The 26,228-nt window shown below is 70.7% G+C and carries 21 protein-coding genes and 2 pseudogenes; 7 read left to right on the forward strand and 16 right to left on the reverse strand.

Annotated features, from left to right (window positions below; genetic code table 11):
• Positions 1–124: 124 nt before the first annotated feature.
• The 6 genes from OHT21_RS21315 to OHT21_RS21340 form a co-directional block, all read right to left on the reverse strand.
• Entirely contained in the window at positions 125–793 is a 669-nt protein-coding gene (locus tag OHT21_RS21315; RefSeq protein WP_328769955.1) for a response regulator transcription factor, read from the reverse strand.
• Entirely contained in the window at positions 790–2,154 is a 1,365-nt protein-coding gene (locus OHT21_RS21320) for a sensor histidine kinase (RefSeq protein WP_328769956.1), read from the reverse strand. Before OHT21_RS21320 ends, OHT21_RS21315 begins: the two co-directional genes overlap by 4 nt.
• A 110-nt stretch (positions 2,155–2,264) precedes the next feature.
• On the reverse strand, positions 2,265–2,939 hold the full coding sequence (locus OHT21_RS21325; protein WP_328769957.1) for a response regulator transcription factor: 675 nt from the start codon (positions 2,937–2,939) through the stop codon (positions 2,265–2,267).
• A complete protein-coding gene (locus OHT21_RS21330; protein WP_328769958.1) occupies positions 2,936–4,312 on the reverse strand; it encodes a sensor histidine kinase in 1,377 nt (458 codons plus the stop codon). The genes OHT21_RS21325 and OHT21_RS21330 overlap by 4 nt, the downstream gene beginning before the upstream one ends.
• Before the next feature lie 10 nt (positions 4,313–4,322).
• Positions 4,323–5,687 (reverse strand): acyltransferase family protein, encoded by a 1,365-nt coding sequence (locus tag OHT21_RS21335; RefSeq protein WP_328769959.1) that lies wholly within the window; start codon positions 5,685–5,687, stop codon positions 4,323–4,325.
• The gene (locus OHT21_RS21340) at positions 5,680–6,705 is read right to left on the reverse strand and encodes an alpha/beta hydrolase (protein ID WP_443050409.1); all 1,026 of its coding nucleotides are present in this window, start codon (positions 6,703–6,705) and stop codon (positions 5,680–5,682) included. Before OHT21_RS21340 ends, OHT21_RS21335 begins: the two co-directional genes overlap by 8 nt.
• Positions 6,706–7,283: 578 nt before the next feature.
• Between OHT21_RS21340 and OHT21_RS21345 the strand changes: the two genes are divergently transcribed.
• Positions 7,284–8,198 carry an alpha/beta hydrolase gene (locus OHT21_RS21345; protein WP_328769961.1) on the forward strand — a complete coding sequence of 305 codons (915 nt, stop codon included), beginning with the start codon at positions 7,284–7,286 and terminating at the stop codon, positions 8,196–8,198.
• Between the two features lie 343 nt (positions 8,199–8,541).
• The gene (locus tag OHT21_RS21350; RefSeq protein WP_328769962.1) at positions 8,542–8,868 is read left to right on the forward strand and encodes an SCO4225 family membrane protein; all 327 of its coding nucleotides are present in this window, start codon (positions 8,542–8,544) and stop codon (positions 8,866–8,868) included.
• Positions 8,869–8,977: 109 nt separating this feature from the next.
• Here OHT21_RS21350 and kynU read toward each other — a convergent pair whose 3' ends face one another.
• Both kynU and OHT21_RS21360 read right to left on the reverse strand, forming a co-directional pair.
• Positions 8,978–10,162 carry a kynureninase gene (gene kynU / locus OHT21_RS21355; RefSeq protein WP_328769963.1) on the reverse strand — a complete coding sequence of 395 codons (1,185 nt, stop codon included), beginning with the start codon at positions 10,160–10,162 and terminating at the stop codon, positions 8,978–8,980.
• Entirely contained in the window at positions 10,155–10,985 is an 831-nt protein-coding gene (locus tag OHT21_RS21360; RefSeq protein ID WP_328769964.1) for a tryptophan 2,3-dioxygenase family protein, read from the reverse strand. The genes kynU and OHT21_RS21360 overlap by 8 nt, the downstream gene beginning before the upstream one ends.
• 276 nt (positions 10,986–11,261) lie before the next feature.
• Here OHT21_RS21360 and OHT21_RS21365 point away from each other — a divergent pair, with 276 nt between their 5' ends.
• From OHT21_RS21365 to OHT21_RS21380, 4 genes and pseudogenes are all read left to right on the forward strand, one after another.
• Positions 11,262–12,107, forward strand: a complete 846-nt coding sequence (locus OHT21_RS21365) for a hypothetical protein (RefSeq protein WP_328769965.1) — start codon at positions 11,262–11,264, stop codon at positions 12,105–12,107.
• A gap of 194 nt (positions 12,108–12,301) precedes the next feature.
• A pseudogene (locus OHT21_RS21370) lies at positions 12,302–14,320 on the forward strand (glycosyltransferase); the annotation flags it as partial.
• A 237-nt stretch (positions 14,321–14,557) separates the two neighbouring features.
• Positions 14,558–15,655, forward strand: a pseudogene (locus OHT21_RS21375) (acyltransferase family protein); the annotation flags it as partial.
• Positions 15,621–16,040, forward strand: a complete 420-nt coding sequence (locus OHT21_RS21380; RefSeq protein ID WP_328769966.1) for a DUF3151 domain-containing protein — start codon at positions 15,621–15,623, stop codon at positions 16,038–16,040. The pseudogene OHT21_RS21375 and the gene OHT21_RS21380, both read left to right, overlap by 35 nt.
• A 22-nt stretch (positions 16,041–16,062) precedes the next feature.
• Here the strand turns inward: OHT21_RS21380 and OHT21_RS21385 are convergent, their stop codons facing one another.
• The 8 genes from OHT21_RS21385 to OHT21_RS21420 all read right to left on the reverse strand — a co-directional run bounded on the left by OHT21_RS21385 (position 16,063) and on the right by OHT21_RS21420 (position 24,811).
• Positions 16,063–17,673 (reverse strand): MFS transporter, encoded by a 1,611-nt coding sequence (locus OHT21_RS21385; RefSeq protein ID WP_328769967.1) that lies wholly within the window; start codon positions 17,671–17,673, stop codon positions 16,063–16,065.
• A gap of 102 nt (positions 17,674–17,775) precedes the next feature.
• The gene (gene fbaA / locus OHT21_RS21390) at positions 17,776–18,798 is read right to left on the reverse strand and encodes a class II fructose-bisphosphate aldolase (protein ID WP_328769968.1); all 1,023 of its coding nucleotides are present in this window, start codon (positions 18,796–18,798) and stop codon (positions 17,776–17,778) included.
• Positions 18,799–18,977: 179 nt separating this feature from the next.
• Positions 18,978–19,526, reverse strand: a complete 549-nt coding sequence (pyrE, locus tag OHT21_RS21395; RefSeq protein WP_328769969.1) for an orotate phosphoribosyltransferase — start codon at positions 19,524–19,526, stop codon at positions 18,978–18,980.
• Between the two features lie 46 nt (positions 19,527–19,572).
• Positions 19,573–20,361 carry an aldose epimerase family protein gene (locus OHT21_RS21400; RefSeq protein ID WP_328769970.1) on the reverse strand — a complete coding sequence of 263 codons (789 nt, stop codon included), beginning with the start codon at positions 20,359–20,361 and terminating at the stop codon, positions 19,573–19,575.
• Positions 20,362–20,568: 207 nt separating this feature from the next.
• Positions 20,569–21,873 carry an SRPBCC domain-containing protein gene (locus tag OHT21_RS21405; RefSeq protein WP_328769971.1) on the reverse strand — a complete coding sequence of 435 codons (1,305 nt, stop codon included), beginning with the start codon at positions 21,871–21,873 and terminating at the stop codon, positions 20,569–20,571.
• Positions 21,874–21,930: 57 nt separating this feature from the next.
• On the reverse strand, positions 21,931–23,502 hold the full coding sequence (locus OHT21_RS21410; RefSeq protein WP_328769972.1) for a polyamine aminopropyltransferase: 1,572 nt from the start codon (positions 23,500–23,502) through the stop codon (positions 21,931–21,933).
• 143 nt (positions 23,503–23,645) lie between these two features.
• Positions 23,646–24,167 (reverse strand): DUF2617 family protein, encoded by a 522-nt coding sequence (locus OHT21_RS21415; RefSeq protein WP_328769973.1) that lies wholly within the window; start codon positions 24,165–24,167, stop codon positions 23,646–23,648.
• 401 nt (positions 24,168–24,568) lie between these two features.
• The gene (locus OHT21_RS21420; RefSeq protein WP_328769974.1) at positions 24,569–24,811 is read right to left on the reverse strand and encodes a hypothetical protein; all 243 of its coding nucleotides are present in this window, start codon (positions 24,809–24,811) and stop codon (positions 24,569–24,571) included.
• 188 nt (positions 24,812–24,999) lie between these two features.
• Here OHT21_RS21420 and OHT21_RS21425 point away from each other — a divergent pair, with 188 nt between their 5' ends.
• On the forward strand, positions 25,000–26,190 hold the full coding sequence (locus tag OHT21_RS21425) for a pyridoxal phosphate-dependent aminotransferase (protein ID WP_328769975.1): 1,191 nt from the start codon (positions 25,000–25,002) through the stop codon (positions 26,188–26,190).
• Positions 26,191–26,228 lie beyond the last annotated feature (38 nt).

The raw sequence follows: 26,228 nt of genomic DNA on the forward strand, positions 1-26,228 counted from the left end.
CCAGAGCCGCCCCCTCCGTAGAACGCCACACCCGCCTCTGAACGGCACACGCTCCCGTCCCGGCGTGCCTCTCTTCCCGGCTTGCCCTTCCATCCCGGCTTGCCACCTCACCCCGAGGTGATCCTCACCCCGGAGTGACCAACCTCGCCTCGTATGCGAACACCGCCGCCTGGGTCCGGTCCCGCAGGCCCAGCTTCACCAGGATCCGGCTCACATGGGTCTTGATCGTCGACTCGGCGACCACGAGACGCCCGGCTATCTCACCGTTGGACAGGCCCTGCGCGATGAGTACCAGCACCTCCGTCTCCCGCTCGGTCAGATCGCCGTACGCCGCCGCCCGCGCCGTGGCCGACAGGCTCGGCGCCTCCGCCAACTTCGAGAACTCCGTGATCAACCGTCTGGTGACAGAGGGCGCGAGCAGGGCCTCGCCGGCCGCCACCACCCTTACCCCGTCCGCGAGTTGGCGTGCCGAGGCATCCTTCAGGAGGAAGCCCGACGCCCCTGCGCGCAGCGCCTGGTACACGTACTCGTCGAGGTCGAACGTGGTCAGCACCAGCACCTTGGCCCCGCCGTCCGCGGCGACTATCTCCCGGGTCGCCTCGATGCCGTTGAGCTCGGGCATACGGATGTCCATCAGGACCACGTCGGGTGCGAGTTCCCGCACTCGGTCCACCGCGTCCCGCCCGTTGACCGCCTCGCCGACAACCTCGATGTCCGGCATCGCGCCGAGCAGCACGGAGAACCCTTCGCGGACCATCATCTGGTCGTCAGCGATCAGCACCCGGATCGTCATGCGGAGTCTCCCGAGTCCCTCGAGGCCTCCGTGTCGGATACGGGCACCGGCAGGAACACCGTCACCTCGTACCCCCCGTCGTCCGTCGTCGCAGCCGTCATCTCGCCGTTCAGCATCGTCACCCGCTCCCGCATCCCCGTGAGCCCGTGCCCGGCACCGGGCGAGGGCTTCACCAGCTCGGTCGCCGGACCGTTGACGATCCGCAGACCTAGGCCGCCCAGCACATAACCGATCTCCACGCGGGCCGAGGCACCCGGCGCATGCCGTAGCGCGTTGCTCAGTGCCTCCTGGACTATTCGGTACGCGGACAGCTCTATGCCTTGCGGGAGTTCACGAACGGCTCCGGTGATCACCTTCTCGACGGTCAGGCCGGCGTTGCGCACATTGGTCAGCAACCCGTCCAGGTCGGCGAGGGTCGGCTGCGGGGCGTCGGGGGCCTCGTAGTCCTCCGCGCGGACGACACCGAGGACCCGGCGCAGTTCGGAGAGTGCGATCACCGCGTTCTCCCGTATCACCGCGAACGCGTGCTCCAGCTCCGGTGGCGGGTTCTCCACCCGGTAGGGCGCGGCCTCCGCCTGGATCGCGACCACCGACATGTGGTGGGCCACGACATCGTGCAGCTCGCGAGCGATGGTCGTACGCTCCTCGAGCAGGGTCCGCTTGGAACGCTCGTGTTCGGTCACCGTCTGCTGGGCGATCACCTGCCGCTCTGCCGTACGGCGTATGTGGACGACGGCGACGACCAGGAGGGCCAGTGCGGAGACGAACAGCATCGGGCCGGCGGTGGAGGAGTAGTAGTCCGAGCCGGCGACGAGCTCCGCGAGGATTCCATAGCAAGCCGTCAGGGCCCACATCCACGCTGCCGTGCGGGGACGCGTCCGGAGCGCCACGACCGTGAGCACCACCAGGTGCGCGGCAAAAGCACCGGGCGCCCACGGCCAGCCCGCAGAACCGCCGCCGCTGAGCACCGCGTCGAACGGAGTGACTGCGATCGACGCCCAGAAGGCGGCGATGGGTCGGACCAGCGTCAGCAGGACCGGGACCAAGACGAGGAGGGCCGCGATCATCGCGGTGGCCTCGTCGCCGTCGCTCGCGGTCCCGGCTATGAGCGCCGCCAGCAAGCCGCCCGCCAGCACCACGGCGTGCGGGGTCCACCCCGCGTACACCCGCAGGCGCCCGGGCAGCCGCCGGGTGATCGGGCCGTCCACGCTCATGCGCGGCAGCGGGCGGTAGGCGAACGCGTCGTGGAACAGCTCCTGCCGCATCCCGCGCAGGGCCTCCACGGCCAGCCGGTACTCAGGAGTGCGCGACTTGGCTCCGCCCCGTGGGGGTGTCGTCTGCGTCTGGGTCGTCTCGGTCACGTTGAAAACAGTAAGCGGCGGGCGGCTCGCGGTCGTCACCAGTGAGAATGGTCCTCCGGAATCCCTCTCAGGTACTACGGGTAGCCCGGGGGACCGGCGGAATCGGCGGTTCAGTACCCGGCGGGCCGTACCAGACCCGACTCGTACGCGAACACCGCCGCCTGCGTCCGGTCCCGCAGCCCCAACTTCACCAGGATCCGGCCCACATGGGTCTTCACCGTCTGCTCGGCGACCACCAGCCGCTCGGCGATCTCGGCGTTCGACAGACCCTGCGCGATCAGGGCGAGGACCTCCGTCTCGCGCTCGGTCAGCTCACCGACGCGCTCCTTGAGAGGGGCGCGGGGAGCCCCGTCGAGCTGGGAGAACCGGGCGATCAGCCGCCTCGTGATCCCGGGCGCGAGCAGTGCGTCCCCCGCGGCGACCACCCTGACCGCCTCCGCCAGCTTGTCGGCGGACGCGTCCTTCAGCAGAAACCCGGAGGCACCCGCGCGCAGCGCGTCATACACGTACTCGTCGAGATCGAACGTGGTCAGCACCAGCACCTTGATCTGCGGTGTCTTGTCGACGATGCGGCGAGTGGCCTCGATGCCGCCGAGTTCCGGCATGCGGATGTCCATCAGGACGACATCCGGGGCGAGTTCGGCGACCTGGGCGACCGCGTCCAGGCCGTCGACCGCCTGGCCGATCACATCGATGTCGGGCTGGGTGTTGAGCAGCACCGAGAAGCCCTGCCGGACCATCTGCTGGTCGTCGGCGATGAGTACGCGGATGGTGCCGCTCTTCATAATCGTTCTCCTGGGGATTCTGTGGAGTTGTCGGGGGTGGTGGCGTCGGGGGTAGTGGCGTCGTGAGCGGAGGCGTCGAGGGTGGCGGTTCCGGCGCGGGGCAGGAAGGCCTCCACCATGAAGCCGCCGTCGGACGTCTCCGTCGCCATGAGGGTGCCACCGAGCATCGCCGCGCGCTCCCGCATTCCCAGCAGACCATGTCCCGCACCCGGCGACGGCGGGGCGGGGCGCCGGGGCGCGGAGTTGGCGACCCGGATCTGCAGGCCACGCGGGACGTGCGTGAGCTCCACGCGCACCTCCGAACCGGGCGCGTGCCGCAGCGCGTTGCTCAGCGCCTCCTGGATGATCCGGTACGCGGACAGCTCCACACCCGGCGGCAACGGAAGCACCTCGCCGCTGATCTCGGTGTTCACCTTCATGCCGGCGGCGCGCGTGTTCTCGACGAGCACGTCGAGGCGGTCGAGGGTGGGTTGTGGCGCATCGGGGGCGGCTCCGGTACCGGGAGCGCCGATCCCGTACGGGTCCTCGGGGTTCTCCGAGCGCAGTACGCCCAGGACACGGCGCAGCTCGGTGAGCGCCTCCAGTGCGTTCTGCCGGATGCCGTCGAGGTTCTCCCTGAGCTCGTCGGAAGGGTCCTTGACCAGGTGGGGGGCGACCTGGGCCTGGATGGAGATCACCGACATGTGGTGGGCGACCACGTCGTGCAGCTCGCGCGCTATGCGGTTGCGCTCCTCGAGGACCGTACGGCGGGCGCGTTCCTCGGCGGTGATACCGGCCTGCTCGACGAGTTGGGTACGGGCTTCGCGGCGACCGCGCTGGGCGCTGCCGAGGAGGATGACGCCGGCGAACAGGGCCACGGCCAGCGTGCCCGTAGACGAGTAGTTCGCGGCACCGATGAGGCCCTGCACCACCCAGGTGACCAGCGCGGTCAGGGCGAACACCTCTGCGGAGACGCGGGTGGGTACCCGCAGCGCCAACAGGAACAGCACCATCGCGTGCGCGACCAGACCGGGCGGTCCCCATGGCCAGGGAGGAGTGAAGTCGAGCTGGTTCAGTTGAGACCGTGCTCCCATGGCCACCACGACCGTGGCCACCATCGACAGCTGCCACGCCGGGACCGGCCACCGCAGCGCCAACCCCACGGCGGCGCCCTGAGCCAGCGCGCACACCAGGCCGTACTCGGTACCCAGGTTGTAGCCGTCGCCGAACTGGTCCGCGTTGGCGATGGTGCTGCCGATCGCGACCAGGATCACCAGACCGTGCGGCAGCCAGCGCAACCACACCGAGGGCGGCAACGGGTCCGCCTTCCCGGTCCACAGGTCCTCGCGCAGCACCCGCAGTCCCCGCGCAAGGCGCTTCTCCACCGCTCTCATCCGCACAACCCTATGCACGGCGAACTCCCTTGGCCCCCGCCCTGCCACGCTGTACGTGGACCACGCGCGACAGGCGCCCACCGCGACGGCGGCGCCCCTGCTCGTAGGAGCGAAAGGCGGCCCAGCACACCAGGAGGGCGAGGGCGAAGACCGGGAGCCAGGCGAAGCGGGCCAGCACCCAGGCCAGGCTGTCGGGAGTGGTGTGCAGTCCCGGGAGACGGCCCGCGAACAGGCCCGTCGCGGTGACCGACATCAGCGCCGTCTGGTGCCACAGGAAGATCGTCATCGCGGAGAGGTTGACGAACGCCACCGCCGCCCACGCCACGGGCCGCCGCATCGCCCGGCGCAACGGCTCCCGGAGCAGCAACGCCAGACCGCACTGGGCCAGACCGAAGGTGACGGCGGCCAGGGTCGGCGGGTTGAGGTTGGAGACCGCGGAGCCGGGGACGCCGACCATCGACGCCGGGTAACCGGCCCACGCGACGAGCCCCGCGGTCGTCGCCGCACCACCGATCAGCAGCACCCACCCGGCACGTCGCGTCAGCTCACCCCGCATCCAGGCCGCCCCCAGCGTGTACGGGACCAGCCAGCCCGCCGCCACATTGATCCAGCCCAGCCAGGCCGGACCGCCGAAACCGAACCGTATGAGGTCCACATGGAGAACCACGGCCAGCGGCCACAGCGGGTTGACCCGGGCAACGAGTGGGGTCAGCGCCGTCAGCGCGGCGAAGACCAGCAAGAACCACAGGGGCGACAGGACGAGCTTCAGCAACGCATGCACCGTCGGCACACCCGTCCCCGTCACCAGCAGGCAGACGGCGGCCACCGTCCACAGGCCCAGCACGGCGGCCACCGGCCCGAAGAGGCGCGACAGCCGCGTACGCAGCCACCTCCCGTACGTGATGCCACGGGCCCGCGCCGACTTGTAACTCTTGGTCACCACATGCCCGCCCACCAGGAAGAACACCGCGAGCGTCTGGAAGACCCAGGAGACCGGGGCCAGCCATGGCATGTACGCCAGCGGGCTCGACGTACGCAGCGCGCCGCCGTCCGCGACCAGTGCCGTGACCAGCCAGTGGCCGAGCACTATGCCGAGTATCGCGAAGGCGCGCAGGGCGTCGAGGGAACGGTCGCGGTGGGGTGGGGTGGCGGTGTCGATCTGGTGGGCGGTGCGGTGGAGGCGGTGGAAGGCTTTTTGGGGGAGGCGTTTCCGGAGGGGGCCTTCTTGGGGGAGGCGTTTCCGGAGGAGGCCTGCTCCGGGGAGCGGGGGTGGGGTGGTGATGGGCAAGGTGCCGGGCTGGGCGGCGTTTCGCGTGGAGTCCTTCGGGGGGCCCTCCCCCTCCCCCACCCTCCCCCTCAACTTCAGCTCACGCATGGGTCACCTCCGCAGTCTCGCCAAGGACGATCCGGGCGAGGTTGTCCAGGGACACCGAGCCCGGCTTGAGGTAGTCGCTGTGGCCGCCGTCGCCCGCCGCGAAAACGCGCGCGCCGAAGTCCGACGACACGGGGTCGGTGCCGAAACCGACCGTGGTGCCGAACAGGTCGGCCTTGGTGTGCGGGACGTCCGCGATCCAGTCGTCGGCGCCCCGGCCCGCCCAGACGCGGGCGTTCGTGTGCAGTCCGGCAACGGAGTCGGCGCCGGTTCCGGGGCTGCCGAAGAGCGCGATGTCGGAGACATCGAGGTCGCCCTCGCCGATCTCAGCGCCCTGACCGCTTGCGGGGCGCGAGGCAACGGCGGCCCGGGACGCACCGGCGGGTTCGCCAGGCCCCGCGAACCGGGCGGAACCCGCGGCCCGGAAGGCGCTCTCGGCCGCCTCCGCGCACACAACGCTTCCGTACGAGTGGCACAGCAGCGAGACCTGGGCCTGCGGATTCAGGGCCTCCAACTCCCGTATGAATCCCCGCAGTTCAGGCGCCGCATCCTTCGCACGCCCCGTGGTGAGGACCTCGGGGCTTATGGTTCCGGGCGTCTCATAGCCGAGCCAGGCGACAACGGCGCCACGTATCCCGAGCCGTTTGTGCAAGGCGTCGGCGCCCGCGCGGAAGCGCTTGTACGTGTCCAGGTTCGTGTCGGAGCCGGGCACGAGCATGGCCACGCGCTCGGCCTTCGCGAGGTCGCCGAAGACCTCGATGGCGCGGCCGGAGCCTCGGGCGTCGAAGGAGAGGAAGTTCCGGCCCGGGGCCGCCATGGAGCGAACCGCCGCCGCGCGGCCGTGGTCGCCGTGGTCGGCGGCCATACGGGCAGCCTCGGCGGCGTTCGCACGGTTCGCGGCGTACGCCTCGTCCAGGGTGGCCGGGGTCACCGCCGTGAGGCGGGCCGGTGCGGGGGCCGGTATCCCCGGGTGCGCGGCAACGGCGGAGACCGGAACGACCACTGCCGCCGTGACCAGCACAGCAAGCAGACCGCGCGACAGCCGGCCGCGCCGCCGGAGCCACCCCGACCGCCGCACCCGAGCTGAACCAGCATCCGGACCAGCCGACGGAGCCGACGGAGCCGAACGAGCCGACCCAGCCGCCTCCTCCGCCCCCGCCGCCGAATCCGGCCTCGCCTCAGACTCTGGCCTCACTCCAGACTCTGGCCTCACTCCAGACTCTGGCCTCACTCCAGACTCTGACCTCACTCCAGACTCTGACCTCACTCCAGGCTCCGACAGCCTCAGCCTCCCCCGTACCCCCATGACGCCCGTGCCCCCAGTCCCAGCTCACCGACCCGCTCATCGGGCCTAACTGGAAAGGAAGTTACGGACGCGACCTCGTGGTCGGCGTCCCGCCAGGGAGCTCACCTGGGACGTAGCTCTCAGGTATTAGGGGTATTACCGGGCGGCCGAACCGGAGTGGCTGCCGTGCTCATATCTGGACTGACCGGTCACCGTTCGCCGCCGCCCGCCACAGCGGGACAGCCCCATGTCGGCCCACGTCACAGGGCTGATACCGTCCGGCCAACGTTCGAACAGCGTTGAGAGGTTGGAGCATGCCGGATGACGACGCAGCCCGTGTAGCCGCGGAACCGGACGCCGCCGTCGCTGCCCGCGCCGCAGCCGAGGAGCAGTCGGCCTTCTCGCATCCGCCTGTCGATCCCGACACCACCGCCGCGTACGGCGACCATCCCGACCAGGTGATCGACTTCTATGCGCCGCGCGGGGGCGAGGAGTCGGCCCCGTTCGTCATCGTTCTGCACGGGGGCGCCTGGCGGGCCGCGTACGACCGTCGGCACATCACGCCGTTCGCGGACTTCCTGGCCCGGCGCGGGTTCGCGGTGGCCAACGTCGAGTACCGGCGTGGCGGTGGCGGGCCGGGGGAGGGCGAAGGCGATGACGGTTCCGTCGCGGGGCGTTGGCCGGACACCTTCGACGACATCGCGGCGGCACTCGACGCGATCCCCGGTCTCGTACGGGATGCCCTGCCGCAGGCAGATGCGCGCCGTACGGTGATCACCGGCCACTCGGCGGGCGGGCAGCTCGCCCTGTGGGCCGCCGCCCGGCATCTGCTGCCGGAGGACGCACCCTGGCGTACGGATCGGCCCGCGCCGCTGCGCGGTGTCGTCGCGCTCGCTCCGATCGCGGACTTCGCCGTCGCCGAGAAGCTCGACGTGTGCGGAGGCGCGGCCCCTCAACTCCTGGGCGGGGAAGGGAAGTTCGCCGAGCGGCAGCCATACGCCGATCCCGCTCTCCTCCTCCCCACCGGAATCGCCACGACCCTGGTCCAGGGCCGCACGGATGTCGTCGTACCCCAGGCCGTCGCCGAGTCGTACGCGGACGCCGCGGCGAAGGCGGGCGAGGTGGTGGGGCTCACGCTCCTCGATGACGTGGGGCACTTCCCGCTGATCGATCCGGCCGCGGACGCGTGCGCGGTGGTGGCGGAGGAGATCGCACAGCTGGCCTGGTGAGTCGGTGGGCAATGGTGGATGTCACCAGGCGTGGGTGTCCCTGCTGCGGGCCGCGTCCCACGGCACGGCGAGCGGAGCCTCGCGGTGCTCGGGCGGCACCTTCCAGCTCGTGTGGCATTCGCTCTGCAACGGGCTTCCTCTCTGCCCTGTTGCGAAACGGTGGCCTACAAATTGTAGGTTCGGTTCATGGACGCCTAACGGGCACGAGCGAGTGCACCCACACGAAACAGGTCCGATCGCCGAGCCAAGGTAGGTACGCGTACTCAAGCCGCAGCCGTTCCCCCGCGACATGGTTGACCTCAACAGATCACGCAACACCGTGTCGTCTCGAAGGAGTTCGGAAATGGCTTCCTCTTTGCGTTCCCTGGCCCAGCCCCTTCGCCGCAACCTGGCGAACCCTGCCGCCCTCGGTTATCTGGCCGTTGTGGCCGCCGTCGGTGTCTGGGTCGGGGTGGACGCGCTGTTCGTCGAGCACGCGGATGCCAGTCTTGCGGGAGTCTGGCTGTTCGTCGTCACCGCTCCGACCTCGTTCCTGTTCTTGGCCCTTCCCGGCGCGCTGCCCATCATCGGCGTCGCTGTCGGAGCTGTCACCCAGGCGTCCGTGCTCGGCGCCGCGTACCGCTGGTTCCGTAACCGGCCCGCGCAGCGTGCCGGCATCAGCAACGCCTGACGCACCGCACCATCAACTTCGGACACGGCTGTGCGCGCAGCCACAGGCCGACGGCGGAGTCACACACAAGGTGCGGTCCCGCCGTCCCTGCAGGCGCGGGCAGTACGGCTCAGCCGACCACGCCCGCCAACACCCTCACCGCCCTCTCCACATCCCCGAACCCCACATACAACGGCGTGAAGCCGAAGCGCAGGATGTCCGGTTCGCGGAAGTCGCCGACCACGCCCCGCGCGATCAGGCGGCGCATCACCTCGCGTGCGTCATCGCAGCGCAGCGCGACCTGGCTGCCCCGGTCCGCGTGGGCCGTCGGCGTCACCGACTCCACGCGGCCCTCGGGGACGTAGGCCGCTACGCACTCCAGGAAGAAGTCCGTGAGGGCGAGGGACTTGGTGCGGACCGTTTCGATCGAGACGCCTTCCCATACCTCCAGCGCCGCCTCCAGGGCCAGCATGGAGAGGATGTCCGGGGTGCCGACGCGGCCGCGTGGTGCGCCCCGCGCGGGCTCGTACGAAGGCCGCATGCCGAAGGGGTCCACGTGGGAGTTCCAGCCGGGTAGCGGGGAGTCGAAGCGGTCCTGGAGGTCTCGGCGTACGTACAGGAAGGCGGGGGAACCGGGGCCGCCGTTCAGGTACTTGTACGTGCAGCCGACCGCCAGGTCCACGCCGTGCTCGTCGAGGCCCACCGGCAGGGCGCCCGCGCTGTGGCACAGGTCCCAGACCGCGACAGCCCCCGCCTCATGCACGGCCGCCGTCAAAGAAGGCAGGTCGTGGAGGCGGCCCGTGCGGTAGTCGACGTGGTTCAGCAGCACCGCCGCGGTACGCGGGCCGAGTGCCGGCCGTACGTCGCCGGGGGCCACCGCACGCACCGTACAGCCGGTCATACGGGCCGCCGACTCGGCGATGTAGCCATCCGTGGGGAAGGTTGTCGCATCCACCACGATCTCGTCGCGGCCATCCCCGGCCAGCCGTACCGCCCCGACAACCGCCTTGAAGACGTTGACACTTGTCGAGTCGCCCACCACGATCTGCCCGGCCGCCGCGCCCACCAGCGGAGCGATGCGGTCGCCGATCCGTTCGGGCGCCGTCCACCAGCCGCCTTCGTCCCAGGAGCGGATGCGCAGTTCGCCCCACTGGCGCCGTACGACGTCCTCGACGCGGCCGGGCACGGCCGTCGGCAGCGCGCCGAGCGAGTTCCCGTCCAGGTACACGACCTCATCCAGTACGAACTGCGAGCGCAGCTTGGCCAGTTCGTCGGCCGCGTCCAACTCCACGGACCTCGCGGTCAGTTCAGACATAGGACCGCGCCGTCCACAGCTCGGGGAACACGTTCTTCCGCGCCCGTTTCTCCAGCCAGGCCACGCCTGCCGAACCGCCGGTCCCGGGCTTCGCGCCCATCGCGCGCCGGGTCGCGACCAGGTGGTCGTTGCGCCACCGCCACACCAGCTCGGCGACGTCGGTCAACGCCTCGCCGAGGCGGGCCAGTTCGGAGGTGTCGTCGCCCGCGTACAGGGCCGCCCACACCTGCTCGACCTCGGGCGACGGCTCGTACCTGAGCGAGACGTCGCGTTCGAGTACGGCGGCGGGAATCGCGTACCCGCGCCGGGCCAGGAGCCTCAACACCTCGTCGTACAGGCTCGGTTCATGCAGCGCCTTCTCCAGCTCGGCGTGCACGCGCGGCGCGCCCCGGTGCGGTACGAGCATGGACGAGGACTTCTCGCCGAGCAGGAACTCCATCCGCCGGTACATCGCGGACTGGAAGCCGGAGCCTTCGCCGAGGGCGTTGCGGTACGAGTTGAACTGGGCCGGGGTCAGCTGGCCGAGGGGCTTCCATGAGGCGTTCAGCGCCTCCAGCTCCCGTACGGACCGCTTCAGCGCCGCCACCGCGACCGGTACGTCGTCCTCGCGCAGCGCCTTCGTCGCGGTCTCCCACTCGTGGACGATGACCGTGAACCACAGCTCCATCACCTGGGTCGTGACCAGGAAGACCATCTCTCCGGGATCGTCGGAGAGGGTGTGCTGGAGGTGGGTGAGCACATCCGCCTGTACGTAGTCCTCGTACGGGGTCGTGCCGTGGAAGTCGAGATGCGGGGTCTCGGGCTCTGCAGCCTCGTGGGACATCGCTGTCTCCTGTTGTGTACTCCGGGTAGCGGTCCGCCCCTGCCGTTTTCGACACGGGGGCCCCGGTCCCCACTCCGCATCTTGCGCAGTCGCTTCGCCGGATCGCAAGGGCGACCTGGTCACACCGGACCGGGCACCTGCTCCTCCGGGAACATCGCCGGTACAGCGAACACACAGCTTGTGAGGAGTGTGTGTCGACTCCCAGCTCACCTGCGGACGTTCATTTCGGCTTCTAGGTTGGGCATTTGGAGTTGAACGTTCGACATGGGGGGAACCGTGACGAACTCTGCCTCAGGCGCATGTGAAGGCGCCGGGAACGAGAGCACGACCGAGAGCACGACCGAGAGCACGACCGAGACCGACTGCAGCGGCATAGCCGGGACCGCGGCCGAGACCACAGCCGCGGACGGTGGCACGGCCCGGTCCGTATCCACCTCCGCATCCGAGAGCGACCCGGTGTTCGTCGACTCCAGTGGGCGTCGGCCCCGCTGGGTACGCCGTGTCGGGTGGGGGATGGGCGGCATCTGCGTCGCCTACTGCCTGACGCTCGGGCTGAGCCTCGCCGGGGCGGCACCCTTCGCACCCGAGACGCTGATGCCGCTACGCGACCCGGACCGCGAGGCGTCCATCGGTGCCGCCGACGGGCGGGACCGGGACGCGTCGGAGTCCAGCAGGGATGGACGTAACGATTCAGCACGGTCCGAGGCGGTGGACCCCTCGACCGGCCGGCCGAGCCCGACTCCGCCCTCCGAGGGAGCCGCGGACGAGCCGGCCGGCGGCAGCGACCCCGCCCCGGACCGGCCCGCTCCCCCCGACCGCCCGACGACGCCCACGACACCACCCGCCGCCGGGCCGCCCGCCGACAACGAGAACCCGGACGCCCCGGACGAGAACGACCCGGGCGAAGACCCGGCAGGCCCCACGGACCCCACTCCGAACGACCCCGCCCCCACCGACCCGACCCCCGAACCGTCCTCCCCCTCCGACTCCGGCGGCACAGGCGGCGGCAGCACCGGCGGAGGCGGTTCCGGCAGCGGCGGTGGCCTCGGTGACGTGGTCGACGACGTAGTGGACCCGGTCACCGACACAGTGGGCGGTCTCCTGGGCGGGGTCCTTGGGTGACGCGTCCCCCCGCCGGGCGCCGGTCGACGTCGACACCACCGCGTTCGACACCACCGGGGACCTCCCGGACCTCCCGGACCTCCGGGACGTCCCCGGCCTCGCCGTCCTCTCCGGCCTCCCCGACGTCCCGGCGGCGGCCCCGTCCGCACATCGTCGTCCCCTCCCTCGTCCTGCTGGCGCTGGTCTGCGTGCTCATGCTCGGCGGTTACGTACGAGGGGACTACGCCGCCGACCACCGCACCCACCCGCTGGTCGCGGACGGTGACGTACCGCGGAACGTCCTCAACGGCGGGCCCATCGTCGACGCCACCGGCGAACAGCCCCGCGCGCACCCCACGCCCGACCGCACCATCGTGCTGACCTTCGACGACGGCCCGGACCCGACCTGGACGCCGAAGGTCCTCGACGTGCTGCGCAAGCACCGGGTCCCGGGCTCTTTCTTCGTCACCGGCACCCAGACGTCGCGGCATCCGGGTCTCGTCGAGGACATGGTCGAGGGCGGGCACGAGATCGGGCTGCACACCTTCGGGCACCCCGACCTCGCGTACAAGGACGCGGCGGGCATCGACCGCGAGAACGCGCAGGCGCAGCTCGCGCTGGCGGGTGCGGCGGGGATCCACAGTTCGCTGTTCCGGCCCCCGTACTCCTCGAAGCCCGATGCCCTCGACAACGCGTCCTGGCCGGTGGTCGAGCGGCTCGGCGAGCAGGGCTATCTCGTCGCGTTCATCGACCGGGACACCGAGGACTGGAAGCGGCCGGGCGTCCAGAAGATCGTCGACGCGGCCGTGCCCGAGGGCGACGACGGGGCGATCGTCCTGCTGCACGACTCCGGCGGCGACCGCTCCCAGACCGTCGAGGCCCTGGATCGGTTGATCCCTCAACTCAAGGCGCGCGGCTACCGGTTCACCACCGTCGCCGACGCCGCCGGGTCCGGCCCGCTGAACCAGCCCGTGTCCGACACCGAGCTGTGGCGGGGCCGTGCCTTCGTGGCCGCGGTGGTCCTCTCGGAGTGGGCGCTGCCCGTGCTCGCCGGTCTGCTCGCCGTCGTCGGTGTCCTGGTGCTGGGCCGGTTCCTGGCGATGCTCGTCCTCGCCCGCCGCCACGCCCGTACCCGCCGGGCATCGGACTTCACCTGGGGAGACGGCGATCCGGTCACCGAACCGGTGAGCGTGATCATCCCCGCGTACAACGAGAGCGAGTGCATCGCCGACACCCTGCGCTCGCTCGCCGCGAGCGACCATCCCATCGAGATCATCGTGGTCGATGACGGTTCGACGGACGGCACGCCCGAGATCGCCGCCGCGCTCGACCTGCCGAACGTCACGGTCCTCACCCAGCGCAACAGCGGCAAGTCCGCCGCCCTCAACACCGGGATCGCACAGGCCCGTCACGACCTGATCGTGATGATGGACGGCGACACGGTCTTCGAAGCGGACACCGTACGGCAGTTGGTGCAGCCCTTCGCCGACCCCGCCGTCGGCGCGGTCGCGGGCAACGCCAAGGTCGGCAACCGCACCACCATGATCGGCCGCTGGCAGCACATCGAGTACGTGATGGGCTTCAACCTCGACCGCCGCATGTACGACCTGCTGCGCTGCATGCCCACCATCCCCGGCGCCATCGGCGCCTTCCGCCGCCTCGCGCTCGAGCAGGCCGGGCGGATGAGCGACGACACGCTCGCCGAGGACACCGACATCACCATGGCCCTGCACCGGGCGGGCTGGCAGGTGGTGTACGAGGAGAAGGCCCTCGCCCACACCGAGGCCCCGGGTTCGCTCGGCGAACTGTGGCGCCAGCGCTACCGGTGGTCGTACGGCACCATGCAGGCGATGTGGAAGCACCGCGGCGCACTGCGCGACAGCGGGCACTCCGGGCGTTTCGGCCGGGTCGGGCTGCCGCTGGTCACCGTCTTCATGGTGCTGACCCCGCTGCTCGCCCCGCTCATCGACCTCTTCGCCATCTACGGCTTCGTCTTCATGGACCCGGGGCGTACGGCCCTGGCCTGGTGCGCGGTGCTCGGCATCCAGGCCGCCTGCGCCGCGTACGCCTTCCGGCTCGACGGCGAACGGCTGCGGGAGCTGTGGGCGCTGCCGTTCCAGCAGCTGGTCTACCGGCAGTTGATGTACCTGGTGCTGATCCAGGCCTGCCTCACCGCGATCAGCGGCGGCCGACTGCGGTGGCAGAAGCTGCGCAGGACGGGGGAGGTGGGGGCGCGCGTCATGGCGAAGGGAGACGGGCCGAAGTCGGCGTCGGCGACTGCGATCGGCTCGATGACTTCGCTCGACTCGGCGGCTTCGCTCGGCTCGACGACTTCGCTCGGCAGCATCCCGGAGCAGAGGACCGCGAGGGCGGCGCCCTCCGCGCCCCCGGCCCGGCCCGCCGTACGCGACCGCTACCTCGATCTCCTCCGCTCCCTCGCCCTGGTCCGCGTCGTCACGTACCACACCTTCGGCTGGGCCTGGCTGACGCTCCTCTTCCCGTCGCTCGGGGTGATGTTCGCGCTGGCCGGCTCGTTGATGGCGCGCTCGCTGAGCAGGCCTGCGCTGTCCGTGATCCGCGGCAGGTTGCGGCGGCTGCTCATCCCGTTCTGGGTGTTCGCGGCCGTCGCGGTCTGCTGGATGCTGGCGCGCGGCTGGGATCCCGTACAACTGCCGCGGCTGCTGCTGTGGGTGGTGCCGTTGGGCGATCCGCCGGGCAGCGAGTGGGGCGCGCAGCTGACCGGGACACTCTGGTACGTACGCGCCTACCTCTGGTTCGTGCTCCTGTCCCCCGTGCTGCTGTGGGCGTGGCGGCGTGCCCCGCTTCCGCTTCTCGGGGGGTTTCTGGCGCTGGCCGTGGTCAGCCAGTACGAGCTGGTGGATTTGCCGGTCCTGGTCGATTCGGCCCTCACCGACTTCGGGGTCTTCGGTGCGTGCTGGCTGCTCGGCTTCGCCCACCAGGACGGTTCGCTGGACGCGCTGCGGGCCCGTACCGTCTGCGCGGCCTCGGCGCTGTTGCTGGCGGGCGGCGGCTGGTTCGCGTTCACGCATCCCACGGACGCGGGCTACGACCTGGGCTCGATTCCGCTCGGGCAGGCGCTGTGGTCGCTGGGGTTTGTGCTGCTCCTCATGCGATTCCGGCCGCGTTCGCTGCCTCGGTGGCCGTGGCTCGATGCATTTGTCCGGCTCTTCAACGCCCGTGCCGTCACGATCTACCTGTGGCATGAGGTCGCGCTGATCCTTGCCGTGGCGCTGACCGACCGGATGTGGCAGGTGCCGTTCCTGGAGCAGTATCTGCCGCTGGGTTCGGACTGGTTGCTGTTCCTGCTGGTCTGGCCGCTGCTCGCCGCGGCGATCGTGACGGTGGGCTGGGCCGAGGATCTCGCTTCCCGGAAACGGCCCCACCCGTGGCCCACGAAACCACCGGAGCCGCCGGAGCCACCGAAGAAGTCCCCGATCGCCGCCTCCGGGCCCTCGTCGTCCGGCGGGCCGTCGACTGCCCGAACGCCTGACCGCAAAGTGGCAGACTGCATGCATGACGACTCACAAGAACCTGCTCGGCGGCCCTGACCCGACGCACCTGCCGGAGAACGAAGACGCGTACCGCATGCTGGGCGAGGAGTCCCTCGCACCGGCCGAGGTCGCGGCGAAGCACCCTACGTTCTCGCTGGCCTGGGCCATGCTCGCCGATGACGCCTTCGAGGCGGGGCGCGTGGTGGAGTCGTACGCGTACGCACGTACCGGCTATCACCGGGGGCTCGACCAACTGCGGCGGTCCGGGTGGAAGGGGCATGGGCCCATTCCCTGGGACCATCGCGCCAATCGCGGCTTCCTGCGGTGCCTTGCGGCGCTCGCTCGCGCGGCCGACTCGATCGGTGAGAAGGATGAGGCGGAGCGGTGTTGGCAGTTCCTGCAGGACAGCAGTGCGGAGGCTTACGCGGCGCTTAAGCGGTAGAGGGTGCCCTGTGCTTGCCTAGTCACCCGGCGTCGGTGTGGGCGTCGCGGGGGGCTGCGCCCCCGGGCCCCCCTTTAGAGGTCGTACCTTGGGTGCGGGGCGTTTGTGGCTGATCGCGCAGTTCCCCGCGCCCCTGGAGGGGCGCTTCCCTTGCCCCCTCCAGGGGAGGAGCCGTTACGTTCCCATGGGTCTTGCACTCGGGCCGTCGGCAATCCGGCGCCGGCCGCCGCACCGTCGTGAAGGCGACCACCCCGCCCACCACGACAATCGCGGCGCACAACGGCATCGCCCGCGTAAACGCGTCGTCGAACGCGGCCGGCGAGCGATACGCCTCCGCCCCCATCCCCGCGGCCAGCGGCAGCGCTGCGACCGCCACCAGGCCCGCCGCGCGGGCCGCCGCGTTGTTGATGCCGCTGGCCAGGCCCGCGCGGGAGGCGTCAACCGACGCCAGTACCGTCGCCGTCAGCGGGGCGACCAGGGTGACCATGCCCAGGCCCAGCACCAGCAGCGCGGGCAGCACGTCCAGGACGTACGACGCGTCCGTGCCCACCCGCAGCATCAGCAGCATCCCCGTTGCGCACAGCAGCGGGCCCACCGTGAGCGGAATGCGCGGACCGATGCGTCGGCCCAGGTCTCCGGCGCGGGCCGACAGGAGCAGCATCAGGACGGTGATGGGCAGCAGCGCCGTACCGGCGCCGAGCGGCGAGTAGCCGGAGACGACCTGGAGCTGGAGCGCGGTGAGGAAGAAGAAGCCGCCGAAGGCCGCGTACACGCACAGGGTCACCACGTTGACCGCCGTGAACTGGCGGGACGCGAAGATGTCCAGCGGCATCATCGGGTCCGCCCGCCGCCGCTCGACGTACACGAAGGCGATGCCCGCCACCAGCCCTACGGTCGCCGTACCGGCGACGACCAGCGTGCCGCTCCGGGCCTCGATCAGGGCGTACGTCACCAGGGCGAGGGCCAGCGCGCCGAGGGCCGCACCGAGTACGTCGAAGCCGCGCCCGTGCTCGCGCCCGTCCTTCGACTCCGGTACGTGACGCACGGCGATCGGTGCGCACAGCAGCGCGACCGGGACGTTGAGCAGGAACACCCAGCGCCAGCCTGGGCCGTCCACCAGCCAGCCGCCCAGGAAAGGGCCGATCGCGGCGCCGATGCCCCCGAAGCCCGACCACAGACCGACCGCCTTCCCCCGGTCGTCGGGATGGAAGGACGCCTGGATCAGGGCAAGCGAGCCCGGGGTGAGCAGCGCACCGCCGATGCCCTGGAGGGCGCGGGCCGCGATGAGCACAGGGGCGTTCGGCGCGATGCCGCACAGCAGCGACGCCACCGCGAACCAGATCACGCCGACGACGAAGACCTTCCGCCGCCCGAAACGGTCACCCAGGGCGCCGCCCAGGAGGATCAGACCCGCGAGGGTCACCATGTACGCGTTGACGGTCCACTGAAGAGCGGCGAGATCGGCGTCCAGGTCACGGCCGATGCGCGGCAGCGCGACGTTCACCACCGTCGAGTCCAGCATCGCCATGCTCGAACCGAGCACCGTGGTCAGCAGGATCCATCTCCCCGCGGGGGTACCGATCCTGACGCCCGTGTTCTCCCGGCCCTCCTGGTCCTGCTCAAGGGCAGTCATACCCCGGAGCATACGGAACGGCCCGGCACCCCACAGGATCCCGGACCGTCCGAAAAGAGCGCCTACGCTTCCGACGCGCGTCCTACTTGACCAGCCGGCGCCTTACTTGATCTTCGTGCCGGTCGACCGGAGGTTCTGGCAGGCCTCCACCACACGCGCGGCCATCGACGCCTCGGCGGCCTTGCCCCACGTCCGCGGGTCGTACAGCTTCTTGGAGCCGACCTCGCCGTCGACCTTCAGGACGCCGTCGTAGTTCCGGAACATGTGGTCGGCGACGGGACGCGTGAAGGCGTACTGCGTGTCCGTGTCGATGTTCATCTTGACCACGCCGTTCTCCAGCGCGGTCGCGATCTCCTGCTCCGTGGAACCGGAGCCGCCGTGGAAGACGAAGTCGAACGGGGAGGCCTTGCCGTACTTGGCGCCGACGCCCTCGTTCAGCTCCTTGAGCAGCTCGGGACGGAGCACGACGTTGCCCGGCTTGTACACGCCGTGCACATTGCCGAACGACGCCGCCAGCAGGTAACGGCCCTTCTCGCCCAGGCCCAGCGCCTCGGCCGTACGGATCGCGTCGTCGACCGTCGTGTACAGGGAGTCGTTGATCTCGTGCGAGACGCCGTCCTCCTCGCCGCCCGTCGGGGTGATCTCCACCTCGAGGATGATCTTCGCGGCGCGGGCGCGCTCCAGGAGCTCCTGGCCGATCGTGAGGTTGTCGGCGAGGGTCTCCGCCGAGCCGTCCCACATGTGGGACTGGAACAGCGGGTTCTCGCCCCGCGCCACGCGCTCCTCGGAGATGGCCAGCAGCGGGCGTACGTACCCGTCGAGCTTGTCCTTCGGGCAGTGGTCCGTGTGCAGGGCGACCGTGATGTCGTACTTCTTGGCGACGATGTGCGCGAACTCGGCCAGCGCGACCGCACCGGTGACCATGTCCTTGCTGTGCTGGCCGCCCAGGAACTCCGCACCACCGGTGGACATCTGGATGATGCCGTCGCTCTCGGCCTCCGCGAAGCCGCGCAGCGCAGCGTGCAGGGTCTGCGACGAGGTCACGTTGATGGCCGGGTAGGCGAACTTGCCTGCCTTCGCCCGGTCGAGCATCTCGTTGTAGACCTCGGGGGTTGCGATGGGCATTGTCCGCTCCTTGTATGTGCGGGTGGAGTTCTGCTTACAGCCCTGACCTAGGGGGCGACGTCATCGTCGGCCCCATCTTTCCAGAATTGGCCGGATGATCCAGCCACGCGGCCCGGGCCTGTGGACAACTCCCGTTCGGGGCCTCGGGTCACCTGTGGACAACTCCCTGTGGACACAGCTCAGTCCAGGCCCAGCTCGTCCTTCGAGTACGCGAAGAGATACGGCACCCCGGCGCCCTCCTGGATCTTCTCGGCGGCGCCCGTGGCCCGGTCGACGATCGTCGCGACGGCGACCACCTCGGCCCCGGCCTCCCGTACCGCCTCGACGGCGGTCAGCGGGGAGCCGCCGGTGGTGGACGTGTCCTCGACGACCAGCACCCGCCGGCCCTTGATGTCCGGCCCCTCGACGCGGCGTTGCAGGCCGTGCGCCTTGGCGGCCTTGCGGACGACGAACGCGTCGAGCCGCCGTCCGCGCGCGGCGGCCGCATGCAGCATCGACGCGGCCACCGGGTCGGCGCCCATGGTGAGCCCGCCCACGGCGTCGTACGCGAGCCCGTCCGTCAGGTCGAGCAGCACCTGACCGACGAGCGGGGCGGCCTCGCCGTCGAGGGTGACGCGGCGCAGGTCCACGTAGTAGTCGGCCTCAAGACCCGAGGAGAGGGTCACCTTGCCGTGCACCACGGCCTTGTCCTTGATCTGCTGCAGCAGCGTGCCGCGTACGTCCGTCATGCCCGCCAGCTTAGAGCCGCCCGCAACGAGGTCCAGATGCCCTGGCTCAGAGCCGCCGCCAGGACCACGTGGTCGTGGCTTCCAGGGGCTCGATCGGGGTGACCAGGCGGGGCAGCGTGTTGAGCCCGTTGGGCGGACCGGTCTGCGGCTCCACACACACGGCCGCCTCCTGCTCGTCGTACACGACGACCCACTCCTCGCGGCTGGCCACCTTCAGCTCCAGCTGCCCCGGCCAGGTCAGGGTGACGTCGACACCGCCGGGCATCCCGAAGCAGTCGTCCCACGGCCCCGGCTTCGGGTCGAGCCGCCGCCCCGTGGGCAGATGGTCGTCGCCGCGCTCCTCCTGCCAGGCGGCCGAGAAGTCGATGCGTACGTCGTCACCGCCGAGGTTCCGGTTGAACCACGGGTGCCAGCCGATCTGCGCCGGAAAGGAATCGTCGTACGTCTCCACGGACATGGTCAGCGTCAGCGCGTCCGCGCCCAGCGAGAAGACCTGAGTGACGCGTCCCGCGTACGGCCACGGTTCGACGAGGTCGTACGTGATGACGGCTTCGGTCGCGCTCGTACGAGCCGTCCGCCAGGCCGCGTCGCGGGTGGTCCCGTGGATGGCGTGCGGCGGGGAGTTGAGCGGCAGTTGGTGCACGGTGGCCCCGTTCAGGAACCGCCCGTCCCTCAGACGCCCACACCAAGGCACCATCGGAAAGCTCCCGAACTTCCCACCCTGCCGCAGCAGTTCAAGCCCACCAACCCGCAGCCCACCGACCCGCCCGCCGTTCCCCGGCCGCACGGCCACCTCCGCGTCACCCGCGGTCAGCGTGATGTCTTCGTTATGCACGGCATGACCCTACTGGGCGGACGATTTAGGAGCGCGGCCGAGGGGGCGCCCCTTCGGGGGCGCGGGGAACCGCGCGATCAGCCACAACGGACCCGCGTCCGAGAATGGACCTGTCATCCCACCCCTTTATGGGGGGCCTGGGGCGCAGACCCCAGTTTCGGGAAGGGGCGGGATTGGGGAAAGAAACCCGCACGCCCCGCGACCCGGCTAGCGACGCCGCCGCAGCACGCGCCCCAACACGATGGCCGAGGCCACCACAAGCGCGGCGGCCGGCGCGGCCCAGCGCAGCGCCGCGTTGCCGGACACGGCCTCGGGCGCCGGCACCGGCGCATACCGCCCACGCGGCGGCGCGTGATCGACCTCCTCCGCGCTACGCCCGATCATCGTCCGCCGAGCATGCGCGGCCTCGGCAGGAGGCTCCCCGTCCTCATCGTCGTCCTCGAACCCACCCTCGAAGTCGTCCTCGGCGAACGGAACGAGCGGGGGCGGCGGAACCTCCGTCTCGTAGACGGAGGGTTCCTCGGCAGCCAAGGCCTCCCCGTCCCGGGCCCCTTCGGGCGGCGCGATCGCCGAGTCGGAACCGGCACTCGGCTCGGCGGCCGCGTCCTGCGCGGCTGGGTCGGACGCGGCCTCCGGCTCGGCAGCACCCTCGGTGTCACCAGCAACGGCCTCCGGCTCGGCAGCACCCTCGGCGTCACCAGCAACGGCCTCCGGCTCGGCAGCACCCTCGGCGTCACCAGCAACGGCCTCCGGCTCGGCAGCACCCTCGGCGTCACCAGCAACGGCCTCCGGCTCGGCAGCACCCTCGGCGTCACCAGCAACGGCCTCCGGCTCGGCAGCACCGTCGGTGTCACCAGCAACGGCCTCAGCCTCACCAGCGGACTCGGCGTCACCAGCGCCCTTCGCCGCAGCAGAAGCCTGCCCCGCGCTGGCGCCCTCCGCCTCACCAGGAGCCATAGGCTCGGCAGAGCCTTCGGCCTCACCGGCAGCCCCAGGCTCGATAGAAGCGACTGCCTCACCAGGCACCTTGGCCTCACCAGCGTCCGGCTCGGCAGAAGCCGCCGCCACACCAGCCGCCCCCGCCGGCCCCCCGAAGCCCCCCGCCAAGTTCTCCGCGAACCGACTCAGCAACCGCGCCCCCGCCGAAGCCACCGCATCCGACGCCAGCTCGGTAACCCGCCCGTCCCCCGAAGCCGTCCCCCCAAAGGCCAGCACCGAGCCCCCCTCAGCCGAGCGGAGCGACAACGTGAGCGCGAGCTTCACGGAGCCGGTCCCGCGGGCTTCGGTGGCGTCGCCTTCGATGGCGTACGAACCGTCGTCCTGGCCGGTGATCCGCAGCGTTCCGCGGTACGTGATGCTGTGGCTGCCGACGCGTACCTTCAGGCGTCCGGAGACAGGCTCCGTTCCCGCGTCCTGCTGGAGCCCGGGCACCGCCCGGGCCACCCGCGCGGGATCGGCGAGCGCTTCCCGGAGACGTTCGACGGGAACCGGAACGAACACCTCATGCTCCATGTCGGCCGAGCCTACCCAGCGTGGCCCGTTCCGCACCCATGTATCAGCGCATTCGGTTCAGCCCGCGTACCGCGGATGCACCAGCGTCGACGCGGGCAATCCCGGCACCCGGGTACGTTCCGCCGCCCGCGCCGCCCCGGGCAGGGACAGCACCGGTGCCGTACGGGACGCGAGGACGAAGCCCCAGTCGCGCGGCGCCCCCGCCGGACCGCTCGTACGGTCGGGCCCGGCCGCGAAGCCGGAGTCGCGGCCGCCCACCCGGTACGGCACGGTCCGCAGCCCCGCAGCCCGCAGCGTCGCGTCCACCGTCCAGAACACCCGCGGCCGGGACTCCACCGGACCCGCGTGCACGACGAGCCGCCCGCGCTCGGCGAGGACCCGCCGCGCGAGCCCGTAGAACTCCTGCGAGTACAGCTTCGTACTGGCCGTGATCCCGGGATCCGGCAGATCCGAGATCACCACGTCGTACGTGTCCGCGGTCTCCCTCAGCCACACGAATGCGTCCGCGTGCTGGACGCGCACCCGCGGATCCCCGAACGCGTCCTTGTTCAGCGCGGTCAGCGCCGGGTCGGTGCGCGCCAACCGCACGACGTCCGCGTCGAGTTCGGCCACATCGACCCGCCGTACGCCCGTGTGCCGGAGCACTTCGCGTACGGCGAGCCCGTCGCCGCCGCCGAGGATGAGCACGCGCGCGTGCGGGCCGTTTTCCATCGCCGGGTGCACCAACGACTCGTGATAGCGCCGTTCGTCGCGCCCGCTGACCCGCAGCCGCCCGTCGAGGAACAGGCTGAGCGGACGCCCGTCGGAGCCGCCCGCGAGGACGATCTCCTGTACGTCCGTCTGCAGCGCCACCCGTACGTCGTGGCCGTACACCGCCTGCCGCGCGGCCCGTTCGAAGTCGTCGACGTGGATGGCGGCGGAGCCGAGCAGCCCGAGGACGACGAGGTTGGCGACGACGAGCAGTTGGCGTCCGCGGCGGGTCAAGTCCTGCCGGAACAGGCCGAGTACGAGTGCACCGCCCGCGATCGCGTTGACGGCTCCGGTGATCAGCGCGCCGGTCAACTGGCCGAGCAGGGGCAGGAGCAGGAAGGGGAAGGCGAGTCCGCCGACCAGCGCGCCCACGTAGTCCGCGGCGAACAGGTCCGCGACCGCGCCGCCCGCGTCCTGTCGTCTGATCCGTTGGATCAGCTCCATCAGGAGGGGCACTTCGGCGCCGATGAGCAGTCCGATCACCAGTGAGAGGACGACGAGCAGATGACGGGAGCCGCCCTCCCAGGCCCCGCCCCAGTGGCCGGTCCAGGCGAAGGCGGCGTACTGGGCCATCGCGCTGCAGCCGCCGACCAGCGCGAGCAGCGCCTCGATCGCGCCGAAGCCGGCGGCGGCGTGGTGACGCAGGCGTTTGGCCACGAGTGAGCCGATGCCCATCGCGAAGACCATGACCGAGAGCACGACGGAGGCCTGGGTGACGGAGTCGCCTATCAAGTACGAGGCGAGGGCTACGAGTTCCAGTTCGTAGACGAGTCCGCAGGCTGCGCAGACGAAGACGCCCGCGAGTACTAGGGCGCGGCCTGTGGCTGCTTTGACCGGCAGCCGCGGACGGCCTCCGGCGGGAGCGTGCGGTTCGATCACCCCGGTCACAGTACGTCACGCCTGCAGCGGGCTGGGTCACTCGCACGTGTGGAGCTTCCGCCTGTTTCGTCTGCGGCTGCCGGTAGTTGGTGGTTGCTCGCGCCCACGCGGCGGAGCCGCAAATCAACACAGCCCCGCGCCCCTTACAGGGCCGCTACCGGAACCCTCACCCCAACTCTCGTCCTCGTCGCCACCAGTTGACCGTCCTGGGGATACGCGTGCCAAGTCCTCCAGTGGACCTGGCCCTCGTGGTGTTGGGCCAGTAGGGCTGTGAAGGCGTGGGGGTTGCCTGGGAAGACTCCTGCCAGGCCGTGGGGGTGGTCGGAGACCAGGGCCAGGAGTTCTTGGGCTCGGCCTGCGAAGGAGCCGCGTGACAACGTTTCTACTCGGGCCGCGAACTCGTACTCCCACTCTCCCACGCGTTTGGCGACGCCCAGCGGCAGGGGGGTGCTGCTGCCGGGGATACAGGCGACGGTCTCCGAACAGGTGCCGTTCTGTTCTTCCAGGAGGACCTGGTGGGAGGCGCCGAGGAGTCTCAACTGGAGCTTAGCGCCGGACAGTTCGAGGTCGAGGGTCGCGAGCGCGGGGAGCGGCTCGCGTCCCAGGGCCCAGGCGAGGTCGGCCGCGCGCGTGTCGGTATAGGCGGTGTTGAGATTCGTGAGCATGGGTCGGCTCCGCTGGCACGCAAAGGGTGAGTGGGTCCGTCGCACCCCGCGCCGGCGCCGGGAAATCGCCCGGTCTGCCTGCTCAGAAGGATGTGTCGGGGGCTGCGTCGGATTAGCAGGGAATCATGAAAAGCGCTTCTGCCAAAGCAGTTTTACCCATGTTCGTGCGGTTTCCATCCATCCGAGGGCTCCCCAGCTCACCAGTTCAACCTGGGAGTGCGCCCCCGGCTCCCGAGTGCGCCGCGCGCGCCCCAACTGCCAAGCGCCCTGCGGGACATGGACACACAGCAAGGCGTCCGCCGGAAAGTGTGACACTTTGGCGCTGAGTGTCACACTTCGGCGGACGCCTCATGGTGCCGGACGGCCCGGATGCGGTTCCCCCGCGGACCAGCTGCCCCGTGTCAGCTGCCTCCGCCGCCGCATCCTCCCCCGCCGCCCCCGCAGGACGACCCGCCTCCGCAGGCCGAGCCGCCGCTGCACGACGAACCCCCGTGGTAACCGCCGCCGCCCGAGGTCCACCAGCTGCCGCCCCGCCTGGAGCCTCTGTACGAACGTGAGCGCGACCTCCTGCTGTCGCTCTTCGCGATGACCACACCGATGACGACCACTGCTGCGACCACCGCCAGGATGATGCCGATGTTCATGGCGTCACCCTCCTTTCGTCGTTCCCCCGAAGCGACCCCCCGTGGGCGTTGCTTCTCACTTGTGTTTCGGTCTGCTTCCTTGCTGTTCCCGCTTGCTTCGTTCCGGGTTCCTTCTTGCGTGAGAGGGGGATGCCCCCGGCCCTCGGAGCTCAAGCCGGAGTTGAGCAACTCCAGAGGTTGCGCGCAGGATGGCCGCCATGACCTCCACCGCGCGCCCGCTCCTGAACCGCCGTCTCGCCGAGTTCGGGACGACGATCTTCGCCGAGATGTCCGCCCTGGCCCTGAGCACCGGCTCCATCAACCTCGGCCAGGGCTTTCCCGACACCGACGGCCCCGAGGAGATCCGCGAGGCGGCCGTACGGGCGCTGCGCGACGGCCGCGGCAACCAGTACCCGCCGGGCCCCGGCATCCCCGAGCTGCGCACGGCGATCGCCGCACATCAGGAGCGCCGGTACGGGCTCACGTACGACCCCGACACCGACGTCCTCGTCACGGCGGGCGCGACGGAGGCGATCGCGGCCGCGCTGCTCGCCCTGCTGGAACCCGGCGACGAGGTGATCGCGCTCGAGCCGTACTACGACTCGTACGCGGCCTGTATCGCGATGGCGGGCGGCACCCGTGTCCCCGTGACGCTGCGCCCGCACGAGGGCTCGTTCCGGCTGGACCTGGACGAGCTGCGCGACGCGGTCACCGACCGCACCCGCCTCCTGCTGATCAACACCCCGCACAACCCCACCGGCACGGTCCTCACCCGCGAGGAACTCACCGCGATCGCGGCACTCGCCGTGGAACGCGACCTCCTCGTCGTCACCGACGAGGTCTACGAACACCTGGTCTTCGACGAGGCCGAACACATCCCCCTCGCGACCCTTCCCGGAATGCGCGACCGCACGGTCACCATCGGGTCGGCCGGAAAGAGCTTCTCCTTCACCGGGTGGAAGGTCGGCTGGGTGACGGCGTCCCGGGAACTCGTCTCGGCCGTCCGCTCGGCCAAGCAGTTCCTGACGTACGTCGCTTCCGGGCCCTTCCAGTACGCCGTGGCCGAGGCTCTACGCCTGCCCGGAACGTACTTCGAGGAGTTCCGTGCGGACATGCGCGCCAAGCGGGACCTGCTCGCGGGCGGCCTGGAGCAGGCGGGCTTCAAGGTCTTCCGACCGGCCGGAACGTACTTCATCACCACCGACATCCGGCCCCTCGGCGAGAGCGACGGCTTCGCCTTCTGCCGCGCGCTGCCGGAGCGCTGCGGGGTGGTGGCGATCCCCAACGCCGTCTTCTACGACCACCGCGAGCAGGGCGCGCCCTTCGTACGGTTCGCCTTCTGCAAGCGGACGACAGTGCTGGAAGAGGCGGCCGCCCGGCTCAAGACGCTGACCGCATAACAGCCGGCGGCAGGCGTACCCGCACCGGGTGCCGACCA

Source organism: Streptomyces sp. NBC_00286, from assembly GCF_036173125.1.
Classification (GTDB): Bacteria; Actinomycetota; Actinomycetes; order Streptomycetales; family Streptomycetaceae; genus Streptomyces.